The 23925-nt window shown below is 33.2% G+C and carries 35 protein-coding genes and 1 tRNA gene; 16 read left to right on the top strand and 20 right to left on the bottom strand.

Features of this window, described 5'->3' with window-relative positions; translation table 11 throughout:
• Window positions 1-2 precede the first annotated feature (2 nt).
• Window positions 3-464, bottom strand: a complete 462-nt coding sequence (locus NSED_RS08040) for a CBS domain-containing protein (protein WP_014965764.1) — start codon at window positions 462-464, stop codon at window positions 3-5.
• A gap of 115 nt (window positions 465-579) precedes the next feature.
• Between NSED_RS08040 and NSED_RS08035 the strand changes: the two genes are divergently transcribed.
• The 4 genes from NSED_RS08035 (at window position 580) to NSED_RS08025 (ending at window position 1972) form a co-directional block, all read left to right on the top strand.
• Window positions 580-1005, top strand: coding sequence for a universal stress protein (locus NSED_RS08035; protein ID WP_014965763.1), 426 nt, complete (start codon window positions 580-582; stop codon window positions 1003-1005).
• Window positions 1006-1015: 10 nt separating this feature from the next.
• Window positions 1016-1315, top strand: a complete 300-nt coding sequence (locus tag NSED_RS08030; RefSeq protein WP_237737685.1) for a hypothetical protein — start codon at window positions 1016-1018, stop codon at window positions 1313-1315.
• A gap of 83 nt (window positions 1316-1398) precedes the next feature.
• Window positions 1399-1551 (top strand): hypothetical protein, encoded by a 153-nt coding sequence (locus NSED_RS10355; protein ID WP_157861919.1) that lies wholly within the window; start codon window positions 1399-1401, stop codon window positions 1549-1551.
• Between the two features lie 127 nt (window positions 1552-1678).
• Window positions 1679-1972 (top strand): hypothetical protein, encoded by a 294-nt coding sequence (locus tag NSED_RS08025; RefSeq protein WP_157861917.1) that lies wholly within the window; start codon window positions 1679-1681, stop codon window positions 1970-1972.
• A gap of 20 nt (window positions 1973-1992) precedes the next feature.
• On the opposite strand, the gene NSED_RS08020 is transcribed toward NSED_RS08025, so the two are convergent.
• The gene (locus NSED_RS08020) at window positions 1993-2193 is read right to left on the bottom strand and encodes a hypothetical protein (RefSeq protein WP_014965760.1); all 201 of its coding nucleotides are present in this window, start codon (window positions 2191-2193) and stop codon (window positions 1993-1995) included.
• Between the two features lie 69 nt (window positions 2194-2262).
• The gene (locus NSED_RS10600) at window positions 2263-2418 is read right to left on the bottom strand and encodes a hypothetical protein (protein ID WP_016940209.1); all 156 of its coding nucleotides are present in this window, start codon (window positions 2416-2418) and stop codon (window positions 2263-2265) included.
• A gap of 90 nt (window positions 2419-2508) precedes the next feature.
• Between NSED_RS10600 and NSED_RS08015 the strand changes: the two genes are divergently transcribed.
• From NSED_RS08015 to NSED_RS08005, 4 genes are read left to right on the top strand one after another with little or no spacing between them, the layout of a single operon-like run.
• On the top strand, window positions 2509-3957 hold the full coding sequence (locus NSED_RS08015; RefSeq protein ID WP_014965759.1) for an RtcB family protein: 1449 nt from the start codon (window positions 2509-2511) through the stop codon (window positions 3955-3957).
• Complete coding sequence (locus NSED_RS10800; protein WP_232212360.1) at window positions 3954-4094, top strand: hypothetical protein; 141 nt, start codon at window positions 3954-3956, stop codon at window positions 4092-4094. The genes NSED_RS08015 and NSED_RS10800 overlap by 4 nt, the downstream gene beginning before the upstream one ends.
• A complete protein-coding gene (locus tag NSED_RS10795; RefSeq protein WP_338031858.1) occupies window positions 4040-4366 on the top strand; it encodes a DNA-binding protein in 327 nt (108 codons plus the stop codon). The genes NSED_RS10800 and NSED_RS10795 overlap by 55 nt, the downstream gene beginning before the upstream one ends.
• A complete protein-coding gene (locus NSED_RS08005) occupies window positions 4366-4677 on the top strand; it encodes a hypothetical protein (protein ID WP_014965757.1) in 312 nt (103 codons plus the stop codon). Before NSED_RS10795 ends, NSED_RS08005 begins: the two co-directional genes overlap by 1 nt.
• On the opposite strand, the gene NSED_RS08000 is transcribed toward NSED_RS08005, so the two are convergent.
• Entirely contained in the window at window positions 4674-5177 is a 504-nt protein-coding gene (locus NSED_RS08000; protein WP_014965756.1) for a 30S ribosomal protein S11, read from the bottom strand. The genes NSED_RS08005 and NSED_RS08000 overlap by 4 nt on opposite strands.
• A 118-nt stretch (window positions 5178-5295) precedes the next feature.
• On the opposite strand from NSED_RS08000, the gene NSED_RS07995 reads away from it, so the two are divergent.
• Entirely contained in the window at window positions 5296-5616 is a 321-nt protein-coding gene (locus tag NSED_RS07995; RefSeq protein WP_014965755.1) for a hypothetical protein, read from the top strand.
• Window positions 5617-5619: 3 nt separating this feature from the next.
• Here the strand turns inward: NSED_RS07995 and thiL are convergent, their stop codons facing one another.
• Together thiL and NSED_RS07985 are read right to left on the bottom strand one after the other, a co-directional pair.
• The gene (thiL, locus tag NSED_RS07990) at window positions 5620-6567 is read right to left on the bottom strand and encodes a thiamine-phosphate kinase (protein WP_014965754.1); all 948 of its coding nucleotides are present in this window, start codon (window positions 6565-6567) and stop codon (window positions 5620-5622) included.
• On the bottom strand, window positions 6551-7849 hold the full coding sequence (locus NSED_RS07985) for a phosphomannomutase (RefSeq protein WP_014965753.1): 1299 nt from the start codon (window positions 7847-7849) through the stop codon (window positions 6551-6553). Before NSED_RS07985 ends, thiL begins: the two co-directional genes overlap by 17 nt.
• Before the next feature lie 53 nt (window positions 7850-7902).
• Here NSED_RS07985 and NSED_RS07980 point away from each other — a divergent pair.
• A tRNA-Thr gene (locus NSED_RS07980) sits at window positions 7903-7976 on the top strand.
• Between the two features lie 333 nt (window positions 7977-8309).
• Entirely contained in the window at window positions 8310-8894 is a 585-nt protein-coding gene (locus NSED_RS07975) for a hypothetical protein (protein WP_014965752.1), read from the top strand.
• 277 nt (window positions 8895-9171) lie between these two features.
• On the opposite strand, the gene NSED_RS07970 is transcribed toward NSED_RS07975, so the two are convergent.
• On the bottom strand, window positions 9172-9576 hold the full coding sequence (locus tag NSED_RS07970; RefSeq protein ID WP_014965751.1) for a very short patch repair endonuclease: 405 nt from the start codon (window positions 9574-9576) through the stop codon (window positions 9172-9174).
• A gap of 106 nt (window positions 9577-9682) precedes the next feature.
• Between NSED_RS07970 and dcm the strand changes: the two genes are divergently transcribed.
• On the top strand, window positions 9683-10672 hold the full coding sequence (gene dcm, locus NSED_RS07965; protein ID WP_014965750.1) for a DNA (cytosine-5-)-methyltransferase: 990 nt from the start codon (window positions 9683-9685) through the stop codon (window positions 10670-10672).
• Window positions 10672-10965, top strand: a complete 294-nt coding sequence (locus NSED_RS07960) for a hypothetical protein (protein ID WP_014965749.1) — start codon at window positions 10672-10674, stop codon at window positions 10963-10965. Before dcm ends, NSED_RS07960 begins: the two co-directional genes overlap by 1 nt.
• 4 nt (window positions 10966-10969) lie before the next feature.
• Here the strand turns inward: NSED_RS07960 and NSED_RS07955 are convergent, their stop codons facing one another.
• The 7 genes from NSED_RS07955 to NSED_RS07930 all read right to left on the bottom strand — a co-directional run bounded on the left by NSED_RS07955 (window position 10970) and on the right by NSED_RS07930 (window position 15845).
• Entirely contained in the window at window positions 10970-11641 is a 672-nt protein-coding gene (locus tag NSED_RS07955; RefSeq protein ID WP_014965748.1) for a hypothetical protein, read from the bottom strand.
• Window positions 11641-13671 (bottom strand): hypothetical protein, encoded by a 2031-nt coding sequence (locus NSED_RS07950; RefSeq protein ID WP_014965747.1) that lies wholly within the window; start codon window positions 13669-13671, stop codon window positions 11641-11643. The genes NSED_RS07955 and NSED_RS07950 overlap by 1 nt, the downstream gene beginning before the upstream one ends.
• 85 nt (window positions 13672-13756) lie before the next feature.
• On the bottom strand, window positions 13757-14023 hold the full coding sequence (locus NSED_RS07945; RefSeq protein WP_014965746.1) for a hypothetical protein: 267 nt from the start codon (window positions 14021-14023) through the stop codon (window positions 13757-13759).
• Between the two features lie 144 nt (window positions 14024-14167).
• Window positions 14168-14701 (bottom strand): hypothetical protein, encoded by a 534-nt coding sequence (locus NSED_RS07940; protein ID WP_014965745.1) that lies wholly within the window; start codon window positions 14699-14701, stop codon window positions 14168-14170.
• Complete coding sequence (locus NSED_RS10350; RefSeq protein ID WP_016940212.1) at window positions 14694-14852, bottom strand: hypothetical protein; 159 nt, start codon at window positions 14850-14852, stop codon at window positions 14694-14696. The genes NSED_RS07940 and NSED_RS10350 overlap by 8 nt, the downstream gene beginning before the upstream one ends.
• The gene (locus NSED_RS07935; RefSeq protein WP_014965744.1) at window positions 14839-15414 is read right to left on the bottom strand and encodes a ribonuclease H-like domain-containing protein; all 576 of its coding nucleotides are present in this window, start codon (window positions 15412-15414) and stop codon (window positions 14839-14841) included. The genes NSED_RS10350 and NSED_RS07935 overlap by 14 nt, the downstream gene beginning before the upstream one ends.
• The gene (locus NSED_RS07930) at window positions 15414-15845 is read right to left on the bottom strand and encodes a PIN domain-containing protein (RefSeq protein WP_014965743.1); all 432 of its coding nucleotides are present in this window, start codon (window positions 15843-15845) and stop codon (window positions 15414-15416) included. Before NSED_RS07930 ends, NSED_RS07935 begins: the two co-directional genes overlap by 1 nt.
• Window positions 15846-15973: 128 nt before the next feature.
• Here NSED_RS07930 and NSED_RS07925 point away from each other — a divergent pair, with 128 nt between their 5' ends.
• Window positions 15974-17215: a hypothetical protein gene (locus tag NSED_RS07925; RefSeq protein WP_014965742.1), complete on the top strand. Its 1242-nt coding sequence runs from the start codon at window positions 15974-15976 to the stop codon at window positions 17213-17215.
• A gap of 177 nt (window positions 17216-17392) precedes the next feature.
• On the opposite strand, the gene NSED_RS07920 is transcribed toward NSED_RS07925, so the two are convergent.
• From NSED_RS07920 to NSED_RS07910, 3 genes are all read right to left on the bottom strand, one after another.
• A complete protein-coding gene (locus NSED_RS07920; RefSeq protein ID WP_014965741.1) occupies window positions 17393-19156 on the bottom strand; it encodes a hypothetical protein in 1764 nt (587 codons plus the stop codon).
• 141 nt (window positions 19157-19297) lie between these two features.
• The gene (locus tag NSED_RS07915; RefSeq protein ID WP_016940213.1) at window positions 19298-20095 is read right to left on the bottom strand and encodes an integrase; all 798 of its coding nucleotides are present in this window, start codon (window positions 20093-20095) and stop codon (window positions 19298-19300) included.
• Window positions 20096-20396: 301 nt separating this feature from the next.
• Entirely contained in the window at window positions 20397-20582 is a 186-nt protein-coding gene (locus NSED_RS07910; protein WP_014965739.1) for a hypothetical protein, read from the bottom strand.
• A gap of 61 nt (window positions 20583-20643) precedes the next feature.
• Here NSED_RS07910 and NSED_RS07905 point away from each other — a divergent pair, with 61 nt between their 5' ends.
• Entirely contained in the window at window positions 20644-20856 is a 213-nt protein-coding gene (locus tag NSED_RS07905; RefSeq protein WP_014965738.1) for a hypothetical protein, read from the top strand.
• Between the two features lie 2 nt (window positions 20857-20858).
• On the opposite strand, the gene NSED_RS07900 is transcribed toward NSED_RS07905, so the two are convergent.
• Window positions 20859-21119, bottom strand: coding sequence for a winged helix-turn-helix domain-containing protein (locus NSED_RS07900; protein WP_014965737.1), 261 nt, complete (start codon window positions 21117-21119; stop codon window positions 20859-20861).
• 105 nt (window positions 21120-21224) lie between these two features.
• On the opposite strand from NSED_RS07900, the gene NSED_RS07895 reads away from it, so the two are divergent.
• Window positions 21225-21815: a hypothetical protein gene (locus tag NSED_RS07895; RefSeq protein WP_014965736.1), complete on the top strand. Its 591-nt coding sequence runs from the start codon at window positions 21225-21227 to the stop codon at window positions 21813-21815.
• Here the strand turns inward: NSED_RS07895 and NSED_RS10595 are convergent.
• Together NSED_RS10595 and NSED_RS07890 are read right to left on the bottom strand one after the other, a co-directional pair.
• The gene (locus tag NSED_RS10595) at window positions 21812-21979 is read right to left on the bottom strand and encodes a hypothetical protein (RefSeq protein WP_014965735.1); all 168 of its coding nucleotides are present in this window, start codon (window positions 21977-21979) and stop codon (window positions 21812-21814) included. The two genes, NSED_RS07895 and NSED_RS10595, sit on opposite strands and share 4 nt — an antisense overlap.
• 163 nt (window positions 21980-22142) lie before the next feature.
• The gene (locus NSED_RS07890) at window positions 22143-23894 is read right to left on the bottom strand and encodes an AIPR family protein (RefSeq protein WP_014965734.1); all 1752 of its coding nucleotides are present in this window, start codon (window positions 23892-23894) and stop codon (window positions 22143-22145) included.
• Window positions 23895-23925: the final 31 nt, after the last annotated feature.

The following is a 23925-nucleotide window of genomic DNA, read 5'->3' as shown; positions in this document are numbered from 1 at the left end:
TTTTAATTATATGGACTATAATTTGAATAAATTTTTGCTACTGAATGAAAATACATGTCCCTCATATCTTCTTCAACTGATACTGCTAATAAGCTAACAATGTCAGTTGCAGTAATTATTCCTACTACTTTCCCATCATCGATTACTGGTAATTTTCTAATCTTCCTTTCATGCATCAAATCTGCTGCAATTCTTACTGGTTCATCAGAGTTGACTGAAAATAATGGAGATGACATGATTTGCTTCACTGGTTCTGTAATTTGATATGCGTGGGCTGCAACTTTGACTGAAAAGTCTCTGTCTGTAACAATTCCTACAGGAACATTATTTTCCATTACAATAACTGCTCCAACTTTTCCATCTTCCATCATCTTTGCAGTTTCATTAATTGTCAATGCTGAATCTACAGAAATCACAGATTTTGTCATTATATCTCCAATAGTGATTGTTTTAGCATCAGTCATCTTACTAATTTTTTATGGCTAATTCTATATTTTATAGTCTTCTAGAATATCAAAACTGAAAATCATATGAGATAACCTCAATCGGCTTTAAATTAAACAATTGATTTGATCTATCATGGCAATTCAAATTAAAAAAATCCTTGTACCTTTAGACGGATCTTCCAATTCCTTTAGGGGATTAGATGTTGCAATTCAAATGGCAAGAGAATCCCATGCTACCGTTACGGGTCTTTACGTCGCAGGAATTGTAAAGCCTAAAACAAATGATCCAATAACTTCTTTGGAGAAAATTTTGTTAGGGCACGCACAAAAGATCATGAAAAAAGCAAAGCTAAAGGCTGCACAAAAAGGAATTCTGTTCTTTGATAGAGTATCTTATGGAGATGATGGAAAAAGAATTGTTGAAGTTGCAGATAAACATAATTTTGATCTTATTGTTATTGGTTCTAGGGGAATGGGTGCTGCAAAAGAACTCTTCTTAGGAAGCACATCGAACTACGTGCTTCACAAATCAAAGAAACCTGTATTGGTTGTGAAATGATTTGATTGATTTGGAAACAAAATCTTTAGAATACCTGCAAAAATTACTTGAAAAAACTCAAGATTCCTTTGATGGTCTATCTAACAGGTGGAATGAACTTCAACCACGAAAAGATTTCAATGTAAAAATATCTGAGGATTTTCATCTTGGGTTTGTCTTTGGAAAATTAGAAGATGATTTTGTTTCATGGTTTTATTCAGAGTATGGACGCTCTATGACTGATCATGAATACCGTCAGTTCTGGATTAAATGTCGTGAACTTGTACGATCACTACATAAAAAATATGACGTATTTTATTTCCAAGAATAATTTTTTAGATTCAGCCTCAACTATTCGTCATTAAACAATATTACATACTGGCATTGATTTAAGATAATTTTGAGATGAATATAATGAGGATTCAACAATGTCAAAGATGTAAGGGCCCTCTTTCAGATGATGATAGCTATTGTCCTCAATGTAATTGGAAGAAAAGTAGACATGTGATTCCTGAACCTATGGAAAGACAAACTAAAAAAAGACAAGTCAAAAATATTAAAATTTAAAAAAGAAAAATCTTACCAAACTAAAGCAAAAATTGTTTACATTTTACCAATGCTATTTGGAATTTTCTTGATCGTTTTTGCAATAATTTTTGCTTCTTCTGTCTCCTATTTACTAATGGCAGGTGTGATGAACAGTTTGGGTGGGGTAGGTGGTGCTGGAATTCCAATGCCTATAGATCTTGGACCCGTAGATGTAACAACAATGTCATACATTGATACAATTATTGGAATGAATTCATTTGTTTTTCAGTATTCTGGAAGTGAAATTCAAGAACTGACGAACAGTTCTGCTAATGTATTGATGACTGCAATGATGGATATTTTCTCTGCAACACTATTGATTGCACTCGTTGAAATTGGAATAGGTGTATTCATTGTCTTTATGAGCAGAAAAATGTACAAACGAACTCTAATGCGTTAAAATCTAGATGTATTTTTTATCTATCGTCTAGTTTGCTTCTTAACAGCTGCGACCTTTTTAGATGATCTAACTTCTCTTGTCTTTGCACTTGCTTTACTTACTTTACCTTCGGTTTTCATGCTTTTACCGCTTCTTCTAGCAGCACGAGAAGCTTTTGCTCTTAATTTCTGCTCTTCTTTTTGCTTCTCTATTTCTTTTTCTGTTAATTGTTTTCTTACCACAAATAGTGAAATAATTCAATCATAGATAAATTAGATCATCAATTTCATGGTTGGTAACAGTTTTTTACATTACCTCTCGATGATTCCCGTATCTTGTAAAACCCACTCCAAGGCTTTGAAATAACCTTGTTTGAAATTTTTCTCATCAATTGCCCAATCTGGATTTGCTCTTAGTTCTGCAAGTAATTGATTAGCTTTTTGTGTAATTGTTGCTTCATCTAGCATATTTTTTATAAAATTCTATTTGATTTAAAATTATTTTTACAATTCTTCTGATGATTTAAATTGGATTGAAAGGAATTTTTACCGATACTCGTGTCTTCTGCTGTGCCAAGAAAAATTGGAGAAAATCAATATCAAATCGATGCTGATTCTAATCTTGGAATGAAAGTTCCTGTGAGAATTTATGCTGATGAGGCATTGATGCAAAAAATGTTATCTGATAGAACAATCATGCAGGCACGAAATGTGGCTTCCATACCTGGTATTGTTGGTCATAGTGTTGTTTTACCTGATGGGCATGAGGGTTATGGTTTTCCTGTAGGTGGGGTAGCTGCAATGGATGCTGAAGAGGGAATGATTAGTCCTGGAGGTGTTGGATATGATATTAATTGTGGAGTTCGATTACTCCGTTCAAATTTAACAGAAGATATAGTTCGTTCAAAACTAAAAGAACTTGTCACTGATCTTTTCAGCTCTATTCCTTCAGGTGTTGGTTCTAAAGGCGCAGTTAAACTAACTCATTCAGAACTAGATGAAGTTTTAGTAAAAGGAGTTAATTGGGCAATTGATCACGGTTATGGTTCATCTGATGACGCTGATGTTTGTGAAGAAAACGGACAGATTCAAAATGCTGATCCTAACAAAGTTTCTGATAAAGCAAGAAAAAGAGGTGCACCTCAGCTTGGAAGTTTAGGTTCTGGAAATCATTTTCTTGAGGTACAAAAAGTTTCAGAGATACATGATGAGGAAGCAGCAAAGAGAATGGGGATTGAAGAAGGAACAATCACAACTTTAATTCATTGTGGTTCTAGAGGATTTGGTCATCAAGTATGCAGTGATTATCTTAGAGTATCAGAGCAAGCAATGGAAAAATATGGTATCAATTTACCAGATAGAGAACTTGCATGTGTTCCAAATAACTCTGAAGAAGGAGAATCTTATAGAAAAGCAATGTTTTCAGCATTAAATTTTGCATGGAGTAATAGACAAATGCTAACTCACTGGACTAGGAATTCATTTCAACGTGTGTTTAATCAATCTGAATCTGATCTTGAGATGAAATTAGTTTATGATGTTGCTCACAATATTGCCAAAGTAGAAAAACACAAAGTTGATGGAAAAGATCGTAACTTGGTTGTTCACAGAAAAGGAGCAACAAGAGCATTTCCTGCAAATCGTAGTGAAATTCCTTTGAAATATCGAGATTTAGGTCAGCCTGTATTGGTTCCTGGTTCTATGGGAACAGCAAGCTGGATTTTACTTGGACAGCCAAATTCCATGAATTTGAGTTTCGGCTCAACTGCTCATGGTGCTGGTAGAACCATGTCCAGATCTAAGGCTAGAAAAAACTTTACCGAAGACAATGTAAAAAAATCCCTCAATGAGAAGGGCATATTTATCAAAGCATTAACCCGAGATGGGGTTGTGGAAGAAACCCCTCAAGCCTACAAAGATGTCGATTCTGTAGTTAACGTATCTCATAATCTGGGAATTGCCACAAAAGTTGCAAAATTAGTGCCTATTGGTGTGATAAAAGGTTGAGCGAAGAAGATTCTGAACTTGAAAGATTAAAGGCAAAAAGACTAGCTGAAATGCAGAAAAATATTTCTACAAAAGAAATTGAATCTCACTCAGAACCAAAAAAGAAAAAGTTTCTGAAAATCCGCGAGATTCCCTAATCAAAATACTTGGATACAGGGGCCTAGAAGTTTTAGAAAATGCAGAATCTCAATTTCCTAGTGAAACTAAAATGATTGTAGAAAAATTATCTGAATTGATTAAAACTGGGGAAATTAATGAAAGCATTGATGGCGGAAAATTATTGACATTATTTAGATCAGTTGGATTGAATATAAGAATGGCAACAAAAATCAATGTTGAACAAGATGGAAAATTTGTATCTCTAAGTGATAAACTTAGTAATCAATCATCTGATGATGGTGATGAGTAATGGATCTTGTTTTAGAAATAGGGACAAAAAATTATGGCGATGATTTACTTTTGATTAAAAAAGCAATGTCTCATATGGAAAGCCTTGTTGGTGGTTACAACGGATATGTTCTAAGTGAACCCTCATCAAAATTTGGATGGACCTTTTTTAAAATGGCCTTTAAACCAAATTTACAAAATGGTATAGAAGAAAAGTTTTCTGATATGATAATAAAATACCAGGCAAATGATCAAGCAGAAAAATTTGCAAAATTTATTGAAGATTATTTTATTTCTAAAGGCTGTGAAGTTAAAATAAAAATATCTGACTAGACTCTTCTTCCTCTTTTTCCACCTTTCTTTCTGGTGGTGTCATGAGGAATAGGTGTTACATCATCAATTCTTCCAATTTTGAATCCGCCTCTTGCTAATGCTCTGATTGCTGCTTGTGCACCTGGACCAGGTACTCTGGAACCAACTCCACCAACAGCGCGAACTCTGATGTGGAATCCTGTAAATCCTTTAGTTTTTGCAGATTCTATCACTGCGTTTGCAGCTTTCATTGCAGCAAATGGTGATGATTCATATCTATCGGCATTAACGTGAATTCCACCTGAGCTGATGGAAACTGTCTCTCCACCTGTAAGGTCGGTCATGTGAATAATTGTATTATTGTAACTACTGTAAATATGGGCAATTCCCCATTTTTCAGGCCCTTCTTTCTTTGTTTCAGGTTGAGGTTTTGATTCTTCAACAGCTTGTGATTCTACTTCGACTGTTGCTTGAGTCTCTTCAACAGCTGTTTCTTTTACCTCAGCTTCGATTTCTGACAATGAATATTCACGCCTTAAAGGGTTTAAAATACATTGATTTTCAAAACTTGCCTTGTTTTGGGCACTTGGCTGTAAAATAATGACTATTCATATACTGTATTCCCTCTTTTTGCATTAAATGGCATCGATTCTGTTCTTGGCAATTGGGATTGCAGTTGCTACTGCCTTAGTAGCCTCAGTAGCAATTCAGTTTCTGACACCGATCGCCGATTCTGGCTTGTCTCCATTAGAAAAAGACTGCCAACAAATTGCTAATGAAGGATATAGAATTCATGCGATGTATCCTGATTCAAATCCAGATGAACTTCCTAATGACGATTTTAAACGCTTGATGTATCTTGATGAATTATGGATTACACAATGTGTTAATGCATTGTCTGCTGAATCTATTTTTAACATTGTAAATAATGTTGAAAGAGACTTTTCTTCTGGTGAATAGTTTTCAAAAATGCTTCCAACCTGCATCTTTTAAGAGAGTTAGATTGTTATTTTTTTCAACATATACTCCTTTGCCAGAAGTAACGTGACCAATTTCCATGATTTTTGTTTTGGATAACACTGCATTTCTCTCAATGATTTTTCTATTTTTAGGAGATGTTGTAAATACGAATTCGTATTCTTCCCCTCCATTAAACACCAAGTTGTGCAAATTCAATTTGTAATGTTTTACATAATCTTCCAAATCTTTCAAGAATGGAACTTTGTTTATAATGAATTTGTTTTTACTCTGTTTTGACATTTCATTTAATGTTGTGGATAAACCATCACTTGAATCCATTGATGACGAAAAATATTTTTTATTTTTTATTCCAAAACTGAGTCTTGGATTTGGCTTAATTACTGATTTAATCGCTTTTTTAACAAAAGTTTTGTTTCCTTTTTTCTTATCAAGCAGCATAGTTAATCCTGCAGATGTATATCCAAATGGTCCAGTCACGAATATCAGATCCCCTTTCTTAGAATTCTTTCTGGTGACAAGTTTGTCCGTTATTCCAAAAAGACACACGTTGAACACGATTTCCTTACCCCCGTTAGTATCCCCCCCAATGATTGAAATATCAAATTCTCTACATGCTTTTTTAAAACCTAAAACGATTTCATTGATTTTTGAGCGTGAAATTGTTTTTGGTAGATTAACTGAAATCATTCCATATTTGGGTTTGACACCTTTTGCAGCAAAATCACTTACACATGCTACAATACTTTTCCTTGCAGCATCAGATAATTTCATTTTGGATGGAATATCTGTACTCTCTACAAGAGTATCTGTTTTTGCTACGATTTTATTTTTGCCTAAATTAAAAATTTCTACATCCTCTGATCCAACATTTTTTTTACCAAAACCTGTCTGAAAAATTTTAATTATTTCAGACTCATCTAATTTCTTCATAACTTTGATTCACTAACTCCACTGTATCTTTAACAATTTTCTTACACTTTTCTACATTATTTGATTCTGCTGAAACCCTGATGATATCTTCTGTGTTTGATTTTCTGATTAATACCCAACTATCATCATCAATAATTCCTTTGATTCCATCTAATGAAATCATTTCAGAATATTCTTTAGAAAATTTTGATTTTATTTCATCGATGACTTTGTCATGAAAATCTGAATTAATTTTTATCTTGTCTCTTATCTGGTGATAACTTTCCATGTAATTTAGCACTTCATCAAATTCTGAAGTTCCTAACATTGATGCAATCAAACCGCTAGTTAGAATTCCATCTCTGCAATAATTGAATTCTGGTAAAATAAAACCCCCACTACTTCCTTCACCTCCGGCTTGTGCATCATTTTTCAACATGAGATCTATTACATTTGCTTCACCGACTTTGGATCTTTGAACAGTCCCTCCTTTCTCTTTGATGAATTTTTCAACTGAAATACTTGTGTCAATACTTAGCACAAATTTTTTGTAACCTAACTCTAATGATTTTGCTACACCTAAACCAAGTGTAACATCTGGTGTTTGCTTTTTACCATTTCTTACAACAACTAACCGATCTCCATCCAAATCAAACGCAAATCCAATATCTCTTTCGCTGCTTGAGGAAATCAAACCTGATAAATTATCTGATGTTGGATCAGGTCCTCTGGTACATCCAGAAAGATTCTCGTTTAGTATTTCAACACTACATCCTATTTTTTTCAACAATTCTGGGGCAAATCCCTTGGCAGCCCCGCCTCCAATATCTACAACAATTTTTGGACTATTTTCTATATTTCCTATGATTTTTTTTGCATCTTCAACATATGATGTTGCCAGATCAGACTCAACTCCCACCTTTGTTTTTAAAATGTCTTGATGTTGAATTATTTGAGGTAGTTCTTGTTCGTTAATACCTCTTCCTTCAACAATGAATTTCATTCCATTCCATTCTAATGGATTATGTGATGAAGAAATTACTAATCCAGCACCATATTTCCTTGATTCTCGAAAAACTACTGGGGTCGGTGCTGTATGCAAATCAAAAACATCTATTCCATTTTTCAATAATGTAGCACTTGCAGTGTCTTTTAACATTTGGCCTGATGGTCTTGTATCCTTTCCGATAACGCATTTCTTTGTTTTTATTAACGATGAAAAATTATTACAAAATTCTAATACATCTTTTAGGTTGAGATCTTCTCCAAATATTCCTCTGATTCCAGAAATTGTTTTTTTCATTTAGTCAGTTTCGGAAAGGCTTTTTATTAACTCTGATGGATTTATCCAAACGTGCCTTGGTAGCTCAGCCTGGTAGAGCGAACGCCTCGTAAGCGTTAGGTCGCGAGATCGAATCTCGCCCAAGGCTTCCTGTTTTTGATGAATCATTGTTTACATTGTTAGTAAATTCAGTAATTATGTTACTAAATTCAGTAATGCTTTGTATGATAGGAAGTTCTAGTATATGATATTCTTTGATTTTGTTTTTAATTCTATGATTGAGTACCCTTCTGTGTGTAATGCTTGGTTGGTAATTTCCTGATAAATAACTTCGTTCTGTTTTGCTAAACATTACATTATTTACTTCTACTAGATCTTAAAACTTTCCTTGTTTTGGATATATTTTTTAAAAATTGATTCTGTTGGGAGTTGATGTTTTACAATAACATTTCTTTTTAAATAGCTCATATTTTCATATCTCATGGTTCTTGTTGGTACTGATGTTTCTGGGTTTGATGATGATAGAGGTCAACATAAAGTTATAGCTATTGTTTTCGGTGCCGATGACACTATTAATGAAACTCATAACAACCTTGGTAGAAAGAACCTTCACATGGTAAATATTTCAAAAGCAAAACGTAATAAAATTAAAAAAAATTTAGACTTTAGTTCCGACCGTATTCTTGCCTTATCTGTTATTGCAGGAAAAAATAGAATTGTTCATGACATTCATGAAAATCATAAAACAAAAGAAAGGTTTGCTTCTATAGGTGCAATTTATGCTTATTTTGATCATTTACTACTGCAGGAAATCCGTCCTAGGATCGAACCGTTCTTATCAAAATTTGATGTAACTTTCAATGATTTAGTTTTCCAATGTGATTCTGATATGATTCCCGCTCTACAAAATTGGAAATTTAAATTTGCTAAAAATAATGGCAAATCTTTTCAGCTAGCTGACGCACTGGCTTTTTTTTGCAAATTGGGTTTTTCTCCCCCCGGTACCATAAAAATCGATATTGAAAATATATTGGAGAACAAAATGAAATCTGATCTGTTAATTTGATTAAGGCTAATTCTTTAGAATTCTTTTTATCTTAGTAATACGTATGTATACTGTCAGATATCACATTCCCTCGACTGACAGTTTCCGTTAGGAATACACTGGCGGTAGCGTGGGTTTGATGTGAGTATCTGATATTTTCATTTCAATTTATCTAAACATGATGTACGTATTAGTTTTACATTAGGTTACGGTATATTTTACAAATCACAGATTTTCTGCATATTCATCTAACATGATATGCGTGTAATCCTATACACTGTGAAAATGTTTTTCATTTTTACTTTGATTTGTATTTGGAAATGATTCTCCTTTTGCATTTCTCTGTCTTCTTCTCTATGTCATGCTCCCAAAAGCGTAAGACTGACCATCCCTCTTTTCTTAGCCTTCTAGAGTATTTTCTATCTCTTCTCATGTTGTTTTCAATCTTCTCTCGCCAGAATTTTTTTGGTAGTTTCTTTTTTTTACTGTATCTATATCCATGCCAAAAATCCCCGTCACAATATATGATGATTTTCTTTCGTCTTATTACAAAGTCTGGATTCCCATACATCTTTGGATACATTTCATGTCTGTATCCTGTGTCCGTAAGGATCTTTTTCATTTTGAGATCAATTTTCGTGTTGGTCCCTCTAATCCTGGACATCACCCACGATCTTTTTTCAGGAGTAAAAATATCGGTCATTATTTTTCATCAACAGACATGCGTAAAGATTTTTCATATTTGACCTTATTGTGGATCAATACATGTCAATAATTAAATAAAATGAACTGAACCTTTTGTTGTTAGATTGGAAAAAAATACTAATTTTAAATTCATAGATCTTTTTGCGGGAATTGGAGGTATGAGAATAGCCTTTGAGGGTGCAGGTGGCAAATGTGTATTCTCTTCAGAATGGAATAAATATGCACAAGAGACATACGAAAAAAACTTTGGGGAAGTTCCATTTGGTGATATTACTAAGATTGATGAAAATGACATTCCTGATCATGATGTTCTGGTGGCAGGATTTCCGTGCCAGCCTTTCTCTTTAGCTGGCATTCCAGTAAAAAAATTTCACGGACATCCTGTCGGATTTAAGGATCTGACCCAAGGAACTTTGTTCTTTGATATTGCACGAATACTTAAAGCAAAAAAACCTAGTGCCTTCTTGCTGGAGAATGTAAAAAACTTAAAAAGTCATGACAAAGGCAATACTCTGAAAACTATTTTGCGAGTTCTGGAGGATGAACTTGGATACGATGTACATTATGAAGTGCTTGATGCAGTCAATGTGGTTCCACAACATCGTGAGAGATTGTTTATTGCTGGCTTTATCACGCCACGTAATTTCAAATTTCCAAAAATTCCAAACAAGAATATCAAACTGTCTGACATTCTTGAAAAGAAAGTGGACAAGAAATATGTCCTTACTGACGGAACTTGGAATGCACTTAAGCGTCATCTGGAAAGACATCGAAAGAAAGGAAACGGGTTCGGATATACAATTGCAGATAAGAAAAAAGTTGCAAATACCTTGAGTGCAAGATACTACAAGGACGGTGCTCAGATTCTCATATCCCGTGGACAAACAAGAAATCCAAGAAGGCTTACTCCTAACGAGTGTGCAAAATTGATGGGATTTCCAAAGAACTTCCAGAAACATGAATCCGACAATCATGCATACAGACAGTTTGGAAACTCTGTAGTTGTTCCAGTCGTTAAGGTGATTGCAAAAGAAATAATTCGAAACCTTCCCGTACAGAAAAAACTTTTGACTCCAATGATTTGTAGAAAGTGATGCTGTTGGATGAATATTCAAGACCTCTAAAGAAACCGGAAGCCCGACATCGTTACTGGCACATACAAAAAGCTGATAGGGATTTTTTTCCTGAATCTGGTGTAGTGTTTAAGCTTATGCTTGACAACAAGACCTACGAACTAAAAGTAAATCACAAGGACGATATAATGACAGGACAGCTGTATGAAAAGTATAGGTTCCTTGAGGGTGATAGAATTATTGTTACAAAGAAAAAGAATAACTCATATGTTCTCCAAGCTCCTGATTCAAATCCTTATCCTGAACTAGATTAATTTTTTAATTTTCTGTGTATGTTTGTGAAAATTTCTCAAATGCTATTTTTAATTCTTCTTCTAATTCTTTATCTGACAAAACAGTTGTGTCGTAGTCTTTTAGATGATTTCTGATCTCTCTCATCAGAGCACGAAACCAATTCTGTAATGAACCATCTGAAAATGATTCTTTTTTCTTTTTAATTAACCAAGGGACAACTCTTTTATCTTTTGTCGTAATGGACGAATCAAAAATTTCCACCCACTGTGTCCAATCATATTCCTGTACTTGTGCTGTATCGTATTCCCCTAAATTATAACAATATGTCCAAGTACTGGTTACAGGATCTCTCTTCAGTCTGCCTGATGCTGATTCACTAATCTTTAGAAATTTTGAGTGATAGTTGATTGCCTGCCAGATATATGGTTTATCTCCTTTGGAAAGTTTTAGGTTATCTACAAAAGGTTTTAGTTCATTTCCAACAAAATGATAAAGTTTAACAACATTTCCTTTTTTAGATTTTAGTTCTATTAGACCATTTGATTCAGCTTCTTTTTCAATCTGTTCAATTTTTTTCTTAATTTTATCATCTAGTTCATCTGCCTTCTTTGCAATAGACGTTGTTACTTTTTCCAAATTAGTTTTGTAGATTTTCTTTTCTTTCCCGTTAACCTGTTCTCTAATTAACACTGCCATTAGATTTTAGCCATCCATGTGCTTGTAGTGAATTCCCCGATTATTTCATTTGTTCTTTCAATTACACGTATGGGTTCGATAATGTCAGAATCTTTGAACAATAACTTCCACTCATTTTCAATATCTATAGAGCACAATTCTGGAAGTGATAGCCTGTACAAATACTGTGAAAGAGTATCTTCCTCTTTCCCATATTCCTCACAATCATTATGATTACCGTTGTATTCAAGTTTGTAGGTATTTGGTTTGGAACCCATAACATGAACACATCTGAGCTTGTCTTTAGGTTCTGGAAGATAATCAAAATCTACAACTCGTACGAATTCTTCAAAAACTCCACCTTCTGGAGGATCTTGTTCAACATAAAATGAGATTTCTGATTTATCAAGTTTGTATCCCTTTCGTAGTTTTTCAAATGGTGTTAATAGGACAATATCTGCTGAAATTTTGTAGTGACCTGGAGAGTAATCTTGTTTTGTAATTTTTAAAACATCTTTTCCAAAATACTCCGATGTTGTATTTGATTTAACATCAATATCTGATTTGTAAATATGTTCTATAACGTCCCCTCTTTCTACTGACTTGATTACAATTCTTGCTTTTACTTGAATATCGTGTTTGGAATTATTGCTGATCCTTGCTTTGATACTCTTTAATGATTGATCATAATTGACTCTCATGGTGTCGCTATCTGGGAAAACAGGATTGTCCAATTGAATCTGGATTTCTTTGTGAGGTTTAGGTCTAGGAGGTCCGGGTGGTTGTGGCTTTTTTACCTTGGTTCCCCCTCTTCCAAAACCAATATCCTTTGCAACTCTGTTTGCTGCTCTAAGAGCACGGCTTTCAGCGTTCTTTTGTCCTTGCTGTGCTTTTTGTGCCTTAAGTGCCCTCCATCCCAATTGTTCCTCTGCAAATTTTCTATATTCCTGAATCAGTAAAGCTTTGAGATATCTTGCAGGAATTCTGTTCCACATGAAATCATAATGTTCTTGTCCTTCACACCTCCTCATCTCATGATCAAAATTTCTCTCACAAGTAACATATCCTGTGATATGAGTGCTGAGATTTGGTCCTAATTCCTCTAATGAAAGTCTACATATGTTCATTCCAGCTCTTTGGACAGCTATTCCTCTGTATCTCTCATCAAATGTTCTTTCTTTGTCATAAAACAAGAAAATTTTCTTTATGCGTAGATCCAAGGGGTGGATCATGATGTTCTCTTTGATGAGAATTTTTTGATTTTTATTTTTAGGTTTTTTTGGTATGTCTGAAAAGAATGAATTTACCTTTCTTTCATTTTTTCCATCTTTTAAAATTATTTCTGCATTGAATTTTTCTATAATTTCCCACCATGTATCTCCAATGAATTCTTCCATGTGGCCATCTTTGAAATCCTTTACAACTTCTGGATCAGGATCAGGAATAATTATTCTTGTACCAACATGATTGAGTGGTTTTAATAACCCGCCTGTGTTTTGTTTTAGAATCTCTCTTGCCTTCTCTCCTTCTTCTGCAACTGTTGGAGAATCTGTTTTTTCTAGTATTCTATTTCCAAGTCTGTACACTCCATCATCACGTAAAGTTTCATAAAATGTTTGATTAGACAACGAAATTCCTATAAAAATAAATTTTCCTCTGCCTCTTGATCCTAACAGTTCTTTATCTGGGATATCATCATTTGCAAAAGCAAGATTTTCAAATCTAGACCATCTCTCATGAACTGGTTGATCTTCTGTTTCTAATTCTTTTTGAGATAGTCTTTTTCCTGTTAGTCCCCATGTTCCATAATCCGTGATTGTCAGAAAACTTTTTCCATTTTCTTCAATTAGTTCTATTACACATTTCCATTTGTTACCTTTTTTGGCATCTTTTCTTGCATCCCAACAATTTTGAATCCCATCTTTTTGTAACCAATGACTTTTTGCTTCTTCTCTTTGTTCATAACCATCAAGTAGTTGTCTTACCAGCTGTGTGACATTCATCACCATGGATCTTCTAGAATCCGGATCAAATCCTTTAGGACCAGTCATAATTCAATTCCTTCAACATTTAACTCATAAATCCTATATGTAAAAATATGATCTTCATATGCATATCTAATATGGGAAATTTTACTCAATTCAACCTCTCCCAGTTCTCTTCGTGAGGGTTTTTTAGCTCATTCAGTGTTTGGATTCTAATACTGTCGTAACCTTCCAATCCTACTTCCAGTTGTAACAAATATGTTGCAATACAATTTTCAAAAGAGAACAAAAATTCGCATATTTCGCTAGATTTTGACTCTGCCACATTTTCTATTATTGCCATCTTGTTTTCATGATTGTGTTCCAAAATGGAATAAAGGAAATGCCTAGAAATATTAGGAATCAAATCATTGTGCATGGTTTATCTCCCAATAGTCTTTCAGGTTGTTAGAATTCCATGAAAAAACATCCAAAATAAAATAACATGTACGACAGACTTGATGTTCAACCCAAGACTGATACCTTGAAGTATTTCTATGTGGTACACTACACAACTTGCATCTCATTTTATGCCTCTCCTGGAAAAATCCCTGCAATTTCTACACCATGACTGAACTCTAACTGTTCCGTCACCCATGTTTCTGAGTCCAAATCGTGTCAAGATATTTTGCATACCTGTTGCTCCTAATTTGCAATTAGGACAATTAGTAGGATCTTCGATTAGAAAAATTCCTGCAAACTGAGATATGTCAAAGCCCATCTGAAAACATAGTTGCTGTAATTCAGGATTATTGCAAATTTGAAATTTTAAATGTTCATCTGTTACCCTGTAAATAGAATAACTGATATTGTTTTTTTTGAGTAAACCACGAGTGATCTTTTGTTTTTTTGTTAGTTTTGCATTTCCTGATTTTACATCTACATATTCTTCATAGGTTGTCCCATTTCTTTTCTTTCTAACTATGAAATCACTCCCTATTCCTGTTTCTTTAATTTCAAATCCATGTTCTTTGTAATCTTGTTTGGCAATAGTTTCAGCTAGCTTTCCCTTGATGATATTACGATGAAAAGTAAACCTGTGACTTTTGTTATTCATAATAATCCCTCCTTGAGTATTTTGCAGCATTTTTTGCTATAATTTGCTCAATTTTAGCCTCAGATTTGATAATTTCACGCATTTGTGAAAAAGGAATTCTCAAAATATTCTTCTTTTTGATGTAACTATAGTCCTGTTTAGACAAAATCATCAATCCTCTTGTTTGGTTTGAAAGTAATTTGTTTTAGTTCCTCATTGAACATCAAATGATTTAGTTTTGTGTAAAATGATGTAAAACATAATGTTTCATCTAAAATATATTCTATGATCTTTTCAAATTCATTGTTTCTGTACCATTCTGGTACCATTGCACCTGAATTGGCCTTGTTGAGAATTTGATGATACCCTTTGAATCTTCCACCATTGAGTAATACCATTATTGGCTTTAGGTCGATATGAGGTCGATTATGAAAATAGACTGGATTAATTTCTAAATCTTTATACTGATTGATTTTATTTGATAGAAAATTGAATTCAAAATTTAGATTATTTCCAATTGGAACAAATGCAAAAGGGTTTGATGACATGATTAACGGAATGATCTTTTCAATTATTCCCTTCTCTCCTTTAGGATCTTTCCAGGATTTTAAAATGATTAATGGTCCTTCTACTCTTCCAGATGCCAAACCGATTTTTTGATACTGAATTGTGATTATTTGATCATTTTGAGTATCCAATCCGGTTGTTTCAATGTCAAAATAATATGGAGGCATTATCCCAACCCTCCTTTTTTTGGAGTAAAAGTTTGGACCCCTTCTTTAATTGCTGAATCTAACAATCCATGATCATAACTCAAAATAGTATATGCACACATTCGTCCATAAGCAAGAATGATTGAATCTGGAAAATGGAGTCTAGCGTATTTCTCTTCTAATTCTTTTGCAGATTCCATAACGTCCTGATTGATTGTTACAACATTGATCTTTCCAGGTAGGCAACTCTGTAATTTGTTAATTGTCTCTAACTCTGAATATCCTCTGATCTTTTTTGTTTCATGTAAGACAAATTTTGGAATAATGATTTTTAATTTTGATTTACGGAATTTGTTGATAGTTCTGCTTAGTGGACCCTGATTCTCAACAATATTGATGATCCAATTTGTATCTGGAATCAATCCTATGTTTTTATCAGTTTGTTTGTTCATTTGTAACACTTTATTCAATAAAGTGATATACATACTATTATTTATACCCACCGTTTTATTGAATAAACCACTTATTCTGATCGCTTTATTACAGTTTATTAGTTATATCAAATACAGAATGATTGTAAATGCTTGTCAGATTGAACCTTGAATCAAACGTTCATCAAAAAATCAAAAAACTCATTGAGGATGGCCATTTTGAAAACGAACATGATTTTATTAGAATGGCAATCAACAATGAACTGGAAGAATATTTGTCTCAGGGGAACAGACGTTCAACCGAGCTCATAGATTCTGAGATTAATCTTGATGAATCAGTTACAAAAAAATTAGAAAAAATTGATTTCGAACAAGTTTCAAAAAAACTCAACAGAATTTTTGAACAAATAGATGTCAGCATTGATGGTAAATTACCTATATCTCCACCGGGAGTTCTATATGGGCCATCTTCTGCAGGTTTGATATGGGTTTTTCAAAATAGATTTTTTCCTGTAAAAGTTATCGTTTTTGAATTATTACGACAAATTTCCCAAGGAGATTCGAAATGGATTGATTTGGAACAGTTTAAAGATGATATTTCAGACTTTGCAATTCCAATTGGTGAAACACTTCAACATGTTCATGTAAAAAATAATGAACTAAATCTGGCAGTCGGATTCCCAGTATCAAAAGAAAAACTTCTTCAAAGACATGGCAAACGTTCATTGAAAAAAATAAAACGTAAACAAGATAAAGAAGATTGGTTGATTGCTAGATATAATTCTGGCAGAAAAAGATTTGCTGATCAATTCTTAGGAAAATTCGGTAAAAAAGATAACAAAAAAGTGTTTACCGGAGCTTGTTTTGAAATGGGATTACTTTTAGTTTCAGAAGATTCTAAAAAAATTACATTGAGTAGTAATGGAAGAAAATTTGCTTCATTACAAAATCCTGTTATTGATAACATACAATCTGATACAATTCAAAAAACTGTAGAAAATATTTTTTCTAAAGAGGAGGTTGATTTCATTTTAGAAAATGTTTTACCTCTTTTCCCTTTAGAAGAAAAAATTGTACAATCTATACTTTCTCTTGAATCTGGAACTGTGTTGACTGCAGGAGAAGCTCAAGATATTCTTGAAGAGCAAAAAAGAATCTACTTGGCTAATCTATACGACAAAGATTCATTAGAAAATTTTGAAATTAAATACAAAGATGAAATGGAAGATGATGAAGAAACAAAAATTGTTCCATGGCTTGCAAAAAAATCATCAGATATGCAAATTGCTGCAACATTGCGAAGAATGTCTGAATTGGGAATTTTATGCCTAAAAATAGAACAAAATGTGCCTAGTTACACTGTTGTGGGTATTTCTAAAGGAAACCTGTAAAATCAGAGAATTATAAATCTCAAATCTGGCCATACGCATTATATTTCTGCCATTCATTTTTTGTGTAAATCCTTAGTTTTTCATGTTCAATTAAGGAACAAAGTATACTAATCTGTGACAATAATGGATTCGAAAATGTCTTATCGACTAATCGAATATGTCTAGTCAGGAATGAGGTTATTCTTCTGTTTTTTCAAAAACTTTCGATTGAATTTCTCTTTCTGTTATAATTTCTTGTAGTTTATCTTTTGATAGAGGACCCCCTTCTTTATCAAGCACACTATCAAATTCTAACTCTTCATTCGAAAATTCTTCTAATTCTTCTATTCCTTCTTTTACGAATGAGGGATGATTCTTCGATTCTTCGATTATTGCCTCTGGAATATAGCTATACGAATTTACATTTGGCTTGATCGAAACCCTGTACAAATACTGTTTTTTATTATCTGGATTGATTTTTGATTCTAGAATTCCATAATCCTCATCCAATGGCTTCACATATGTCTCTAGAATCTTTTTTGGAGTTGTATCTTTGTGATATACTTGCATGTATTTTTCGGATAAAACATCGGTTGTCACCCATTCATCTACTGTTTCTTTCAAAGCTGGAACAAATACATCATTAAAAAAATTGATTTTATCTGGGGGGATTTCACTAACATCACCAATAATGTCTACAACAGAATCAATATCATCAATTGTAGTTACAACAATCTGCTCATATTCGTCTCCACTCTTAAACTGAATTTTGGGATTTCTATCTGAATTAATCAACGATTCAACATTTGCGTATGACATGAGTCTCTGCAAATTTCTCATTGATATGCCATCATTACTTGGAAAAATTTCCCCAATAATTCCATTAAATGAATTCCAAACAGGATTTTTGTTATTTTTAGTTAATTTTATCATACTATCCTTAATTCTACGAATATGATATCTGGCAAACTTTTCATCTTCTACATTTGAAATCATTCCTTTGGCAAGTGATGGTGTGCCCATTTTTAATGCAGTAAACCGATTTGCCTGTTTGTATTTTTCAACTGATGTGTTGGGGCTACTAATATCAAATCTAGTCTCAATTTCATCCCAAATTCTATCCTTTTTCTCATTCTTGGCAGAACAGAAAATCACGGCTGGAAACCCCCTGATTATAGTTTCTTTGACTATCAGAGAACCATCAGATTGTGTGGTTCTAAACTCTAATTCATTTTTGTCATGAGATAAGATTGGTTTGATAATATCCCATAATTTGATGTCTGGGGGCTCTACAAAAACTAGGATTTTTCCTGTAAGATCAACTAGGTTTTTAGCTCCTTTGAGAATTTCATCTTTTTCCTTTTTTAATTCCCCTTTTTTTACTGGATTATTTTTAATTTCTTCATCAATCTTTCTAATTCTATAGTCAACCTGTACTCCATTCTTATCTACAAGAATTCCTTTTTGATGAATCAAAGCAGTAGGTGACATTCTTCCAACAAATATTACATCATCTTTAGGAAAGAGATTTGTTACTTGTACTGTAGCATATGTTTTCCCTTCTGATGTTGGTGCCATGATTCCTAGATTTAATGGATCTCTGGTATATGCTGAAAGACTAACCCGCAACAATTTTTTTACCAATTTTTTATCATCTTTTACAATTGAATTAAGATAGTGTTCAATTTGCTTTATTGGAGAACCGATTTCTTTTTCTCGTTGAATATTTTTTTTATTTGCAATTTTTTCTGCATCAGTTACGCTTTTTGATACATAATCAATTGCAGAATCAAAAGAATCAGATTCTAAATCTCCTTGTTGCCAACCTGGATGATCTTTGTGTATTTGTTTTATTCTTTTAAAAGTTTCAGAATTCGTATCTTCCCAAGGCCCACAATCATCACAATTGTTAGAAGGACATTTTTTACAAATATATTTTTGCTCTGTAGAAATAGTATTCAAAATTACTAATAATATACGTGAATACCTAATATGAATGTATGCATTTATTCAGTTATGTAATTTTTTTAAAATTTCTAAACAGATGTTTTGTGTCATGTCTATAACCCCTATTGAACGATTGTCCAGAAAATTACTTCAAATCTAAACAAGGTCTTTTAGAACCTTTAACCACACTGATTTCCATTTTCTTCTATGATTGCTCATCATAGGTAGAAAATAATGTCTTTGGGAAACATTACCTCTTCTACCTTGCATAAATTCTGCTAGGAGAGGGTCTATCTTAGTAGCATTAAAAGTATAGTTTAATTTTCTGAGATATCTTACCTCACATCCCAAATACTTGGAATGGAGGTTTTTAGTTACTCTTGAGGCACTAGTTTTGTATTTCATTTTATCATGTAAGATAGGATGACAATATACTGCATTTGCCTTCTTTGTTCCTCTGTCCCAGAATAATTCCATTACTCCTTCACGACAAATTTTATCATGATTGTTGAATGCCTCAATTGCTTCACTAGTTCTTAATCCTGAAACCAAAACAAATGTGGCAAATATCTTGTATTTTTCTGGGAGGCCTCTAATATTTTTCAAAACATCCTCCATTCTAATCTGATTAGCCAAAAGATACGTGTCGGTCTTTGGATTCATTCTCCATCTGATTTCTTTTTTCTTTAGCCACTTGAGCCACAACTCGTGAAAGTCAGTGTCTTTTTTGATATCCAGATACCTTGTAATGTTTGAAATTCCTTTTAGAATGTCCTGCCTCTTTCTTGAGGGTTTCATTGATACTAGTTCATCACTGAATGCAAGGTGATGATATTTTTTTGAATCCTTGAATGTGTATTTTGCATTAAGTTGGCTTTTGTTGTTGAATAGCCATTCCCTATAATCCTCCCAATTCAAATCCTTGACAGCCTCAGCCATTAGGGTATAGAACACGCGAGTGTCCCTCGAAGAGGAGCCACTGCCATTTTCATGAAATGAAAAGAGCCACTCGTAAGCGTTAGGTCGCGGGTTCGTACCCCGTTCAAGGCTCTGTTAAATTTTTAAAAATTTTTAGATAATTGTTAGTTTGATTCATCGAAGGTTTCAATGTCTGTTTCTAGTTCTTTTCCTAAACCTTCCCACCATTGTTTTGTTTGATCTGTCATATACTCCCCTCATACTTTACCTGAAATTGTCCTTTATAGATCTGTCGGTTGATTGATAATTGATCAAACACTGACAAATTCTAAAAATTCTAACTCTCTTTTGCTTCTTTCTTGTTTTTCATTTTTCTATAAATGATTATCATAAGTGTTGCTCCCGCACAACCCCAGAATAATGGTGATAATCCAGCTTCAATAGTTGGTTGTAATAATCCCATAAACCCCAATGACATTATTGCTATGAGAACTAATCCAAGTATTTCCAACATTTTAGCCATTTTTCTATCTGCTCATCTTCTTAAATCAAAAAGATATATGGTTTTGTAAAACAATCTATTCATGGACAAATATTTGCTAGTGATTTTGATTTTTATGGTTGTAACAATCCCAATAGCATTTTTTGAACCTTCTACTGGAGATCTTCGAGATCCTCCCCTATTTCCGTTAATGTGGGCTGCAATAGCAGGAATAATTATCATTGTTCTTTATAGCTCTTACAAAGAAAGAAAAGAACGACAAGCAGCTAATGCAAAACGAAGATCTAGAAAATAAATTTAGAGTTCTAATCCAAATGATTCTGCAATACTTGAAAAGTTTACGTAAGAGTCCAAGTATTGTCTACCTTTTGAAGTGATTACAAAAGTATTCTTACCATCAAATTCTATTTTGTTGATGAGACCAGCACCCGTCAAATTTTCCAAGAATTTTGATAATCTTGAATGTGATAAATTTGCCTTTGTAAGAAGTGATGTTGTTTTGATGCCTTCTTGGCCAGACTGTTGAGTGGCAGTTAGTAAGTCTGCGACAATTTGCATACTGGTTCTATAGGAAGCCATACGTAACTAATCGTGCAACCATGATATAAGGGTATTACCATTAATTCAGATCAGATAAATAAGCTCTAACCTGATTTTCGTGCAATGTCTTCACAATCATCTATTCCATGGTTTGATGACTTTGTAGGTGTCGCTTACCGATATTATGATCTAAGAATGAATGTTGTTCCATTATTTACTGAACGAAAAGAGGCAGCCTCACTTTGGCATGATACTATTCATCCCTGGGTGGATCCATCTATCAAAATACGCTTTTTTGAGATCGATGACAAATATTGGTTCATCATGGGCGCAGACTCACAGAAACCTGATACGAATCTATCTTTTTTCAAAGAACTGCCCAAGTCTGAAAACTATGAACGATTCAAAAAAGGTCATGGTGGAGAAGCATATCTTAGATTAGGAGTATATGCAAAAAAAGCCCTTGGCGATGTAAAGAAAGATGCAGTATGTCAATGCAGTCATGAAGCTCAAGATCATGATGAGGGCGATGGAGATGTTTGTCTCTTTAACAAATGTTCTTGCAAAAAATTCTCTAGTTTTCAGGTAAATCTACTAAAAAAGAAAAAAACAATAACTGACATTAAATTTTTAGAAGAAAAAGATATGAAAACTGATCCCCTTGTCTGGAATTGTATTAATGCAAATAAATTTTCAAAAACAAAACAAAATTAATCTAAATGTTTGTTTACTCTAACATGATCACCAGGATAATGTTCATCAATTTTTTTCGAATAACATTTACCACATAATGTGCCCTCTATTCCCCATTCTTCCATTGCCTTAAAACGAAATCCTACAATTTCACTACAAATGACACATTTCTCTTTCTTACCCAAAGTGCTTTAGCTCTTTTTAATCGATATAAAAAACATTCTAGAATAGATCATGCTTAGAAAAATTATGTTAAATATTACTGGTTTATACTGAATTTAGGTAGGCAGTCTGACCAATGTAAACCTCCTGCAAGATTTTTACTTGGTTGGACTACTACCTTTGAAATTAAAATAAACTGGTTACAAGTTTTTTCAATGCTAAAATCTCATCCTCTTCCTGTCTAATTTTCTTATCAATTACTCTAAGCATTGAATCATTCCAAACATGCTGAGAGAAGAAATTGTGTTTGGTATTTGCTAATTCTATTTCATCATCAACAACGGTGTCTTCAAGAAATTTAGTCACAACCACATCTGTTATCTTTAAAATTCTAGAATTTAGTTTGAAACTGCGAAATATGGGCTCTAATTTTCTCACGTCTCCTTTAAAGTCTCCCTTTGATTCAAGAATTTTTTTATGAAGAATTCTAAAATAAACTGCAACAAAAAACAATGTGGCGTATCTTTTTGTTTTATGACCTCCTTGTTTCCCATATTTCAATGATTTTTTTGCAAATTCTTTTACAAGATATGGGTATAGTAAAATTCTGTAATCATCCTTTAGATTGTCATTGAATACATCGTCATACTTGCTTCCTCTTGGAAGAAATTGTGCTGGTGAACTATATGCTTCAGTTGGTCTTTGTTCAATTCCTGCAACTAGTGATTGTATTGCATCTTTAGCAACAATAACTTTCTTGTGATTGTCTGGAAGATAATTATTGTATATTGAATCTCCATCATATTCAGATTGTTTTGATTTAGTTTTTGTATCAAAAGAACCTGCTTGAATCTCATAAAAATAACCACAACTTTTCAATTGAGATTTAATCGATTTATGAAAATCCATTAATGAAACTAAATCTTTTCCTCTAACCGAATTTTGAGAATTTCTATATTTTGTAATATTGTTTTGTTCTTGTTCATCATCTGCTTTGATTATTGTTACGGTCATTGAACCATCCATGTTCTTTGTTCTCTTTGAATGATCAAGAATAGAGTTTGATGTTTGTGCACCATTAACAATTTGTGGTGCATGAAGTTCAATTATGTTTTCTCCCAATTCGGAAAAATCACTAACAACAATAGTTATCCCGTTATTGTAAAAGAAAAATTTACCTGGGTTGCTCTGTAATGTTTCTCTTAACCCCTTGTTAACTGTAGTCTTAAATTGCATCCATTGTCTGATATTTGATTCAAAAACATAATCTCTATTCTTACTTACAAATTCAGTTAGCTCACGTAACTTTAAAATCCCTAAAATTGTATTCTCGTGTCTTAACATTCGCTCTAATTTTATTGATGATTTTTTCCCTTCTGCAGGTTTTTTTATTCTATCCCATAATTTTTGAATTATTACTTTTTGATCTATGATTTCTACTATATCATCATGGTAGTCTACTTCTTGATCTGTTACATAACAACATTTTATTTTGAGATTTTTTTCTTTAATTTTTGTAACAAGCTGTGCAAGCTCGGGTCTCATTTTTACAACATCTTTTGCAAGCAACCTCTTGGCATCTTCTTTGAATTTCGCTATTGCTTCTAATGAATGGGATGTTCCATATTTTGATTGAAATAGTCTAATCGTATTGTCTGAAAAATCTACTGGGAGATATGCATCAATCCCTAGATCATTTGCTCCATCAACAATTGCATCTGCTGCATCATCTTCTGTAGCCTCAAAAACTCTTGTTAAAATCCACTGAAGAAAATTATTGCCTTTTTCTACTTCACTTTTTGAATTTTCAGCATATTCTTGAATACTTTCTCGAATATTTTCTGTAAACCCTTCTAAGGGCTGACTGGAATTTTTTTGAACTAATAATGTATGTGAACCTGGTATGTATTCTAGTAACCCATTTCCATTTTGAGACATTTGCGTCTTCTAATATGTTATATATTTAGAG

Source organism: Candidatus Nitrosopumilus sediminis (assembly GCF_000299395.1).
Lineage (GTDB): Archaea > Thermoproteota > Nitrososphaeria > Nitrososphaerales > Nitrosopumilaceae > Nitrosopumilus > Nitrosopumilus sediminis.
The sequence above is the reverse complement of the archived record's forward strand: the minus strand, read 5'-3'. Positions and strand labels throughout refer to the sequence as shown.

What these genes read in the sequence shown, in the direction of transcription:
- NSED_RS07895 (WP_014965736.1), top strand. Translation starts at nt 21,225, where the DNA reads ATGTCTTCACAATCATCTATTCCATGGTTTGATGACTTTGTAGGTGTC.
- NSED_RS07890 (WP_014965734.1), bottom strand. Translation starts at nt 23,894, where the DNA reads ATGTCTCAAAATGGAAATGGGTTACTAGAATACATACCAGGTTCACAT.
- NSED_RS07960 (WP_014965749.1), top strand. Translation starts at nt 10,672, where the DNA reads ATGCTGTTGGATGAATATTCAAGACCTCTAAAGAAACCGGAAGCCCGA.
- NSED_RS07995 (WP_014965755.1), top strand. Translation starts at nt 5,296, where the DNA reads ATGGCATCGATTCTGTTCTTGGCAATTGGGATTGCAGTTGCTACTGCC.
- NSED_RS07935 (WP_014965744.1), bottom strand. Translation starts at nt 15,414, where the DNA reads ATGCCTCCATATTATTTTGACATTGAAACAACCGGATTGGATACTCAA.
- NSED_RS07930 (WP_014965743.1), bottom strand. Translation starts at nt 15,845, where the DNA reads ATGAACAAACAAACTGATAAAAACATAGGATTGATTCCAGATACAAAT.
- NSED_RS07985 (WP_014965753.1), bottom strand. Translation starts at nt 7,849, where the DNA reads ATGAAAAAAACAATTTCTGGAATCAGAGGAATATTTGGAGAAGATCTC.
- NSED_RS10350 (WP_016940212.1), bottom strand. Translation starts at nt 14,852, where the DNA reads ATGATTTTGTCTAAACAGGACTATAGTTACATCAAAAAGAAGAATATT.
- NSED_RS07940 (WP_014965745.1), bottom strand. Translation starts at nt 14,701, where the DNA reads ATGAATAACAAAAGTCACAGGTTTACTTTTCATCGTAATATCATCAAG.
- NSED_RS07925 (WP_014965742.1), top strand. Translation starts at nt 15,974, where the DNA reads ATGCTTGTCAGATTGAACCTTGAATCAAACGTTCATCAAAAAATCAAA.
- NSED_RS07955 (WP_014965748.1), bottom strand. Translation starts at nt 11,641, where the DNA reads ATGGCAGTGTTAATTAGAGAACAGGTTAACGGGAAAGAAAAGAAAATC.
- NSED_RS07950 (WP_014965747.1), bottom strand. Translation starts at nt 13,671, where the DNA reads ATGACTGGTCCTAAAGGATTTGATCCGGATTCTAGAAGATCCATGGTG.
- NSED_RS07905 (WP_014965738.1), top strand. Translation starts at nt 20,644, where the DNA reads ATGGACAAATATTTGCTAGTGATTTTGATTTTTATGGTTGTAACAATC.
- NSED_RS07945 (WP_014965746.1), bottom strand. Translation starts at nt 14,023, where the DNA reads ATGCACAATGATTTGATTCCTAATATTTCTAGGCATTTCCTTTATTCC.
- NSED_RS08040 (WP_014965764.1), bottom strand. Translation starts at nt 464, where the DNA reads ATGACTGATGCTAAAACAATCACTATTGGAGATATAATGACAAAATCT.
- NSED_RS07970 (WP_014965751.1), bottom strand. Translation starts at nt 9,576, where the DNA reads ATGACCGATATTTTTACTCCTGAAAAAAGATCGTGGGTGATGTCCAGG.
- NSED_RS08025 (WP_157861917.1), top strand. Translation starts at nt 1,679, where the DNA reads ATGAACAGTTTGGGTGGGGTAGGTGGTGCTGGAATTCCAATGCCTATA.
- NSED_RS07910 (WP_014965739.1), bottom strand. Translation starts at nt 20,582, where the DNA reads ATGGCTAAAATGTTGGAAATACTTGGATTAGTTCTCATAGCAATAATG.
- NSED_RS07975 (WP_014965752.1), top strand. Translation starts at nt 8,310, where the DNA reads ATGGTTCTTGTTGGTACTGATGTTTCTGGGTTTGATGATGATAGAGGT.
- NSED_RS10600 (WP_016940209.1), bottom strand. Translation starts at nt 2,418, where the DNA reads ATGCTAGATGAAGCAACAATTACACAAAAAGCTAATCAATTACTTGCA.
- thiL (WP_014965754.1), bottom strand. Translation starts at nt 6,567, where the DNA reads ATGAAGAAATTAGATGAGTCTGAAATAATTAAAATTTTTCAGACAGGT.
- NSED_RS08005 (WP_014965757.1), top strand. Translation starts at nt 4,366, where the DNA reads ATGGATCTTGTTTTAGAAATAGGGACAAAAAATTATGGCGATGATTTA.
- NSED_RS08035 (WP_014965763.1), top strand. Translation starts at nt 580, where the DNA reads ATGGCAATTCAAATTAAAAAAATCCTTGTACCTTTAGACGGATCTTCC.
- NSED_RS10355 (WP_157861919.1), top strand. Translation starts at nt 1,399, where the DNA reads ATGAGGATTCAACAATGTCAAAGATGTAAGGGCCCTCTTTCAGATGAT.
- NSED_RS07900 (WP_014965737.1), bottom strand. Translation starts at nt 21,119, where the DNA reads ATGCAAATTGTCGCAGACTTACTAACTGCCACTCAACAGTCTGGCCAA.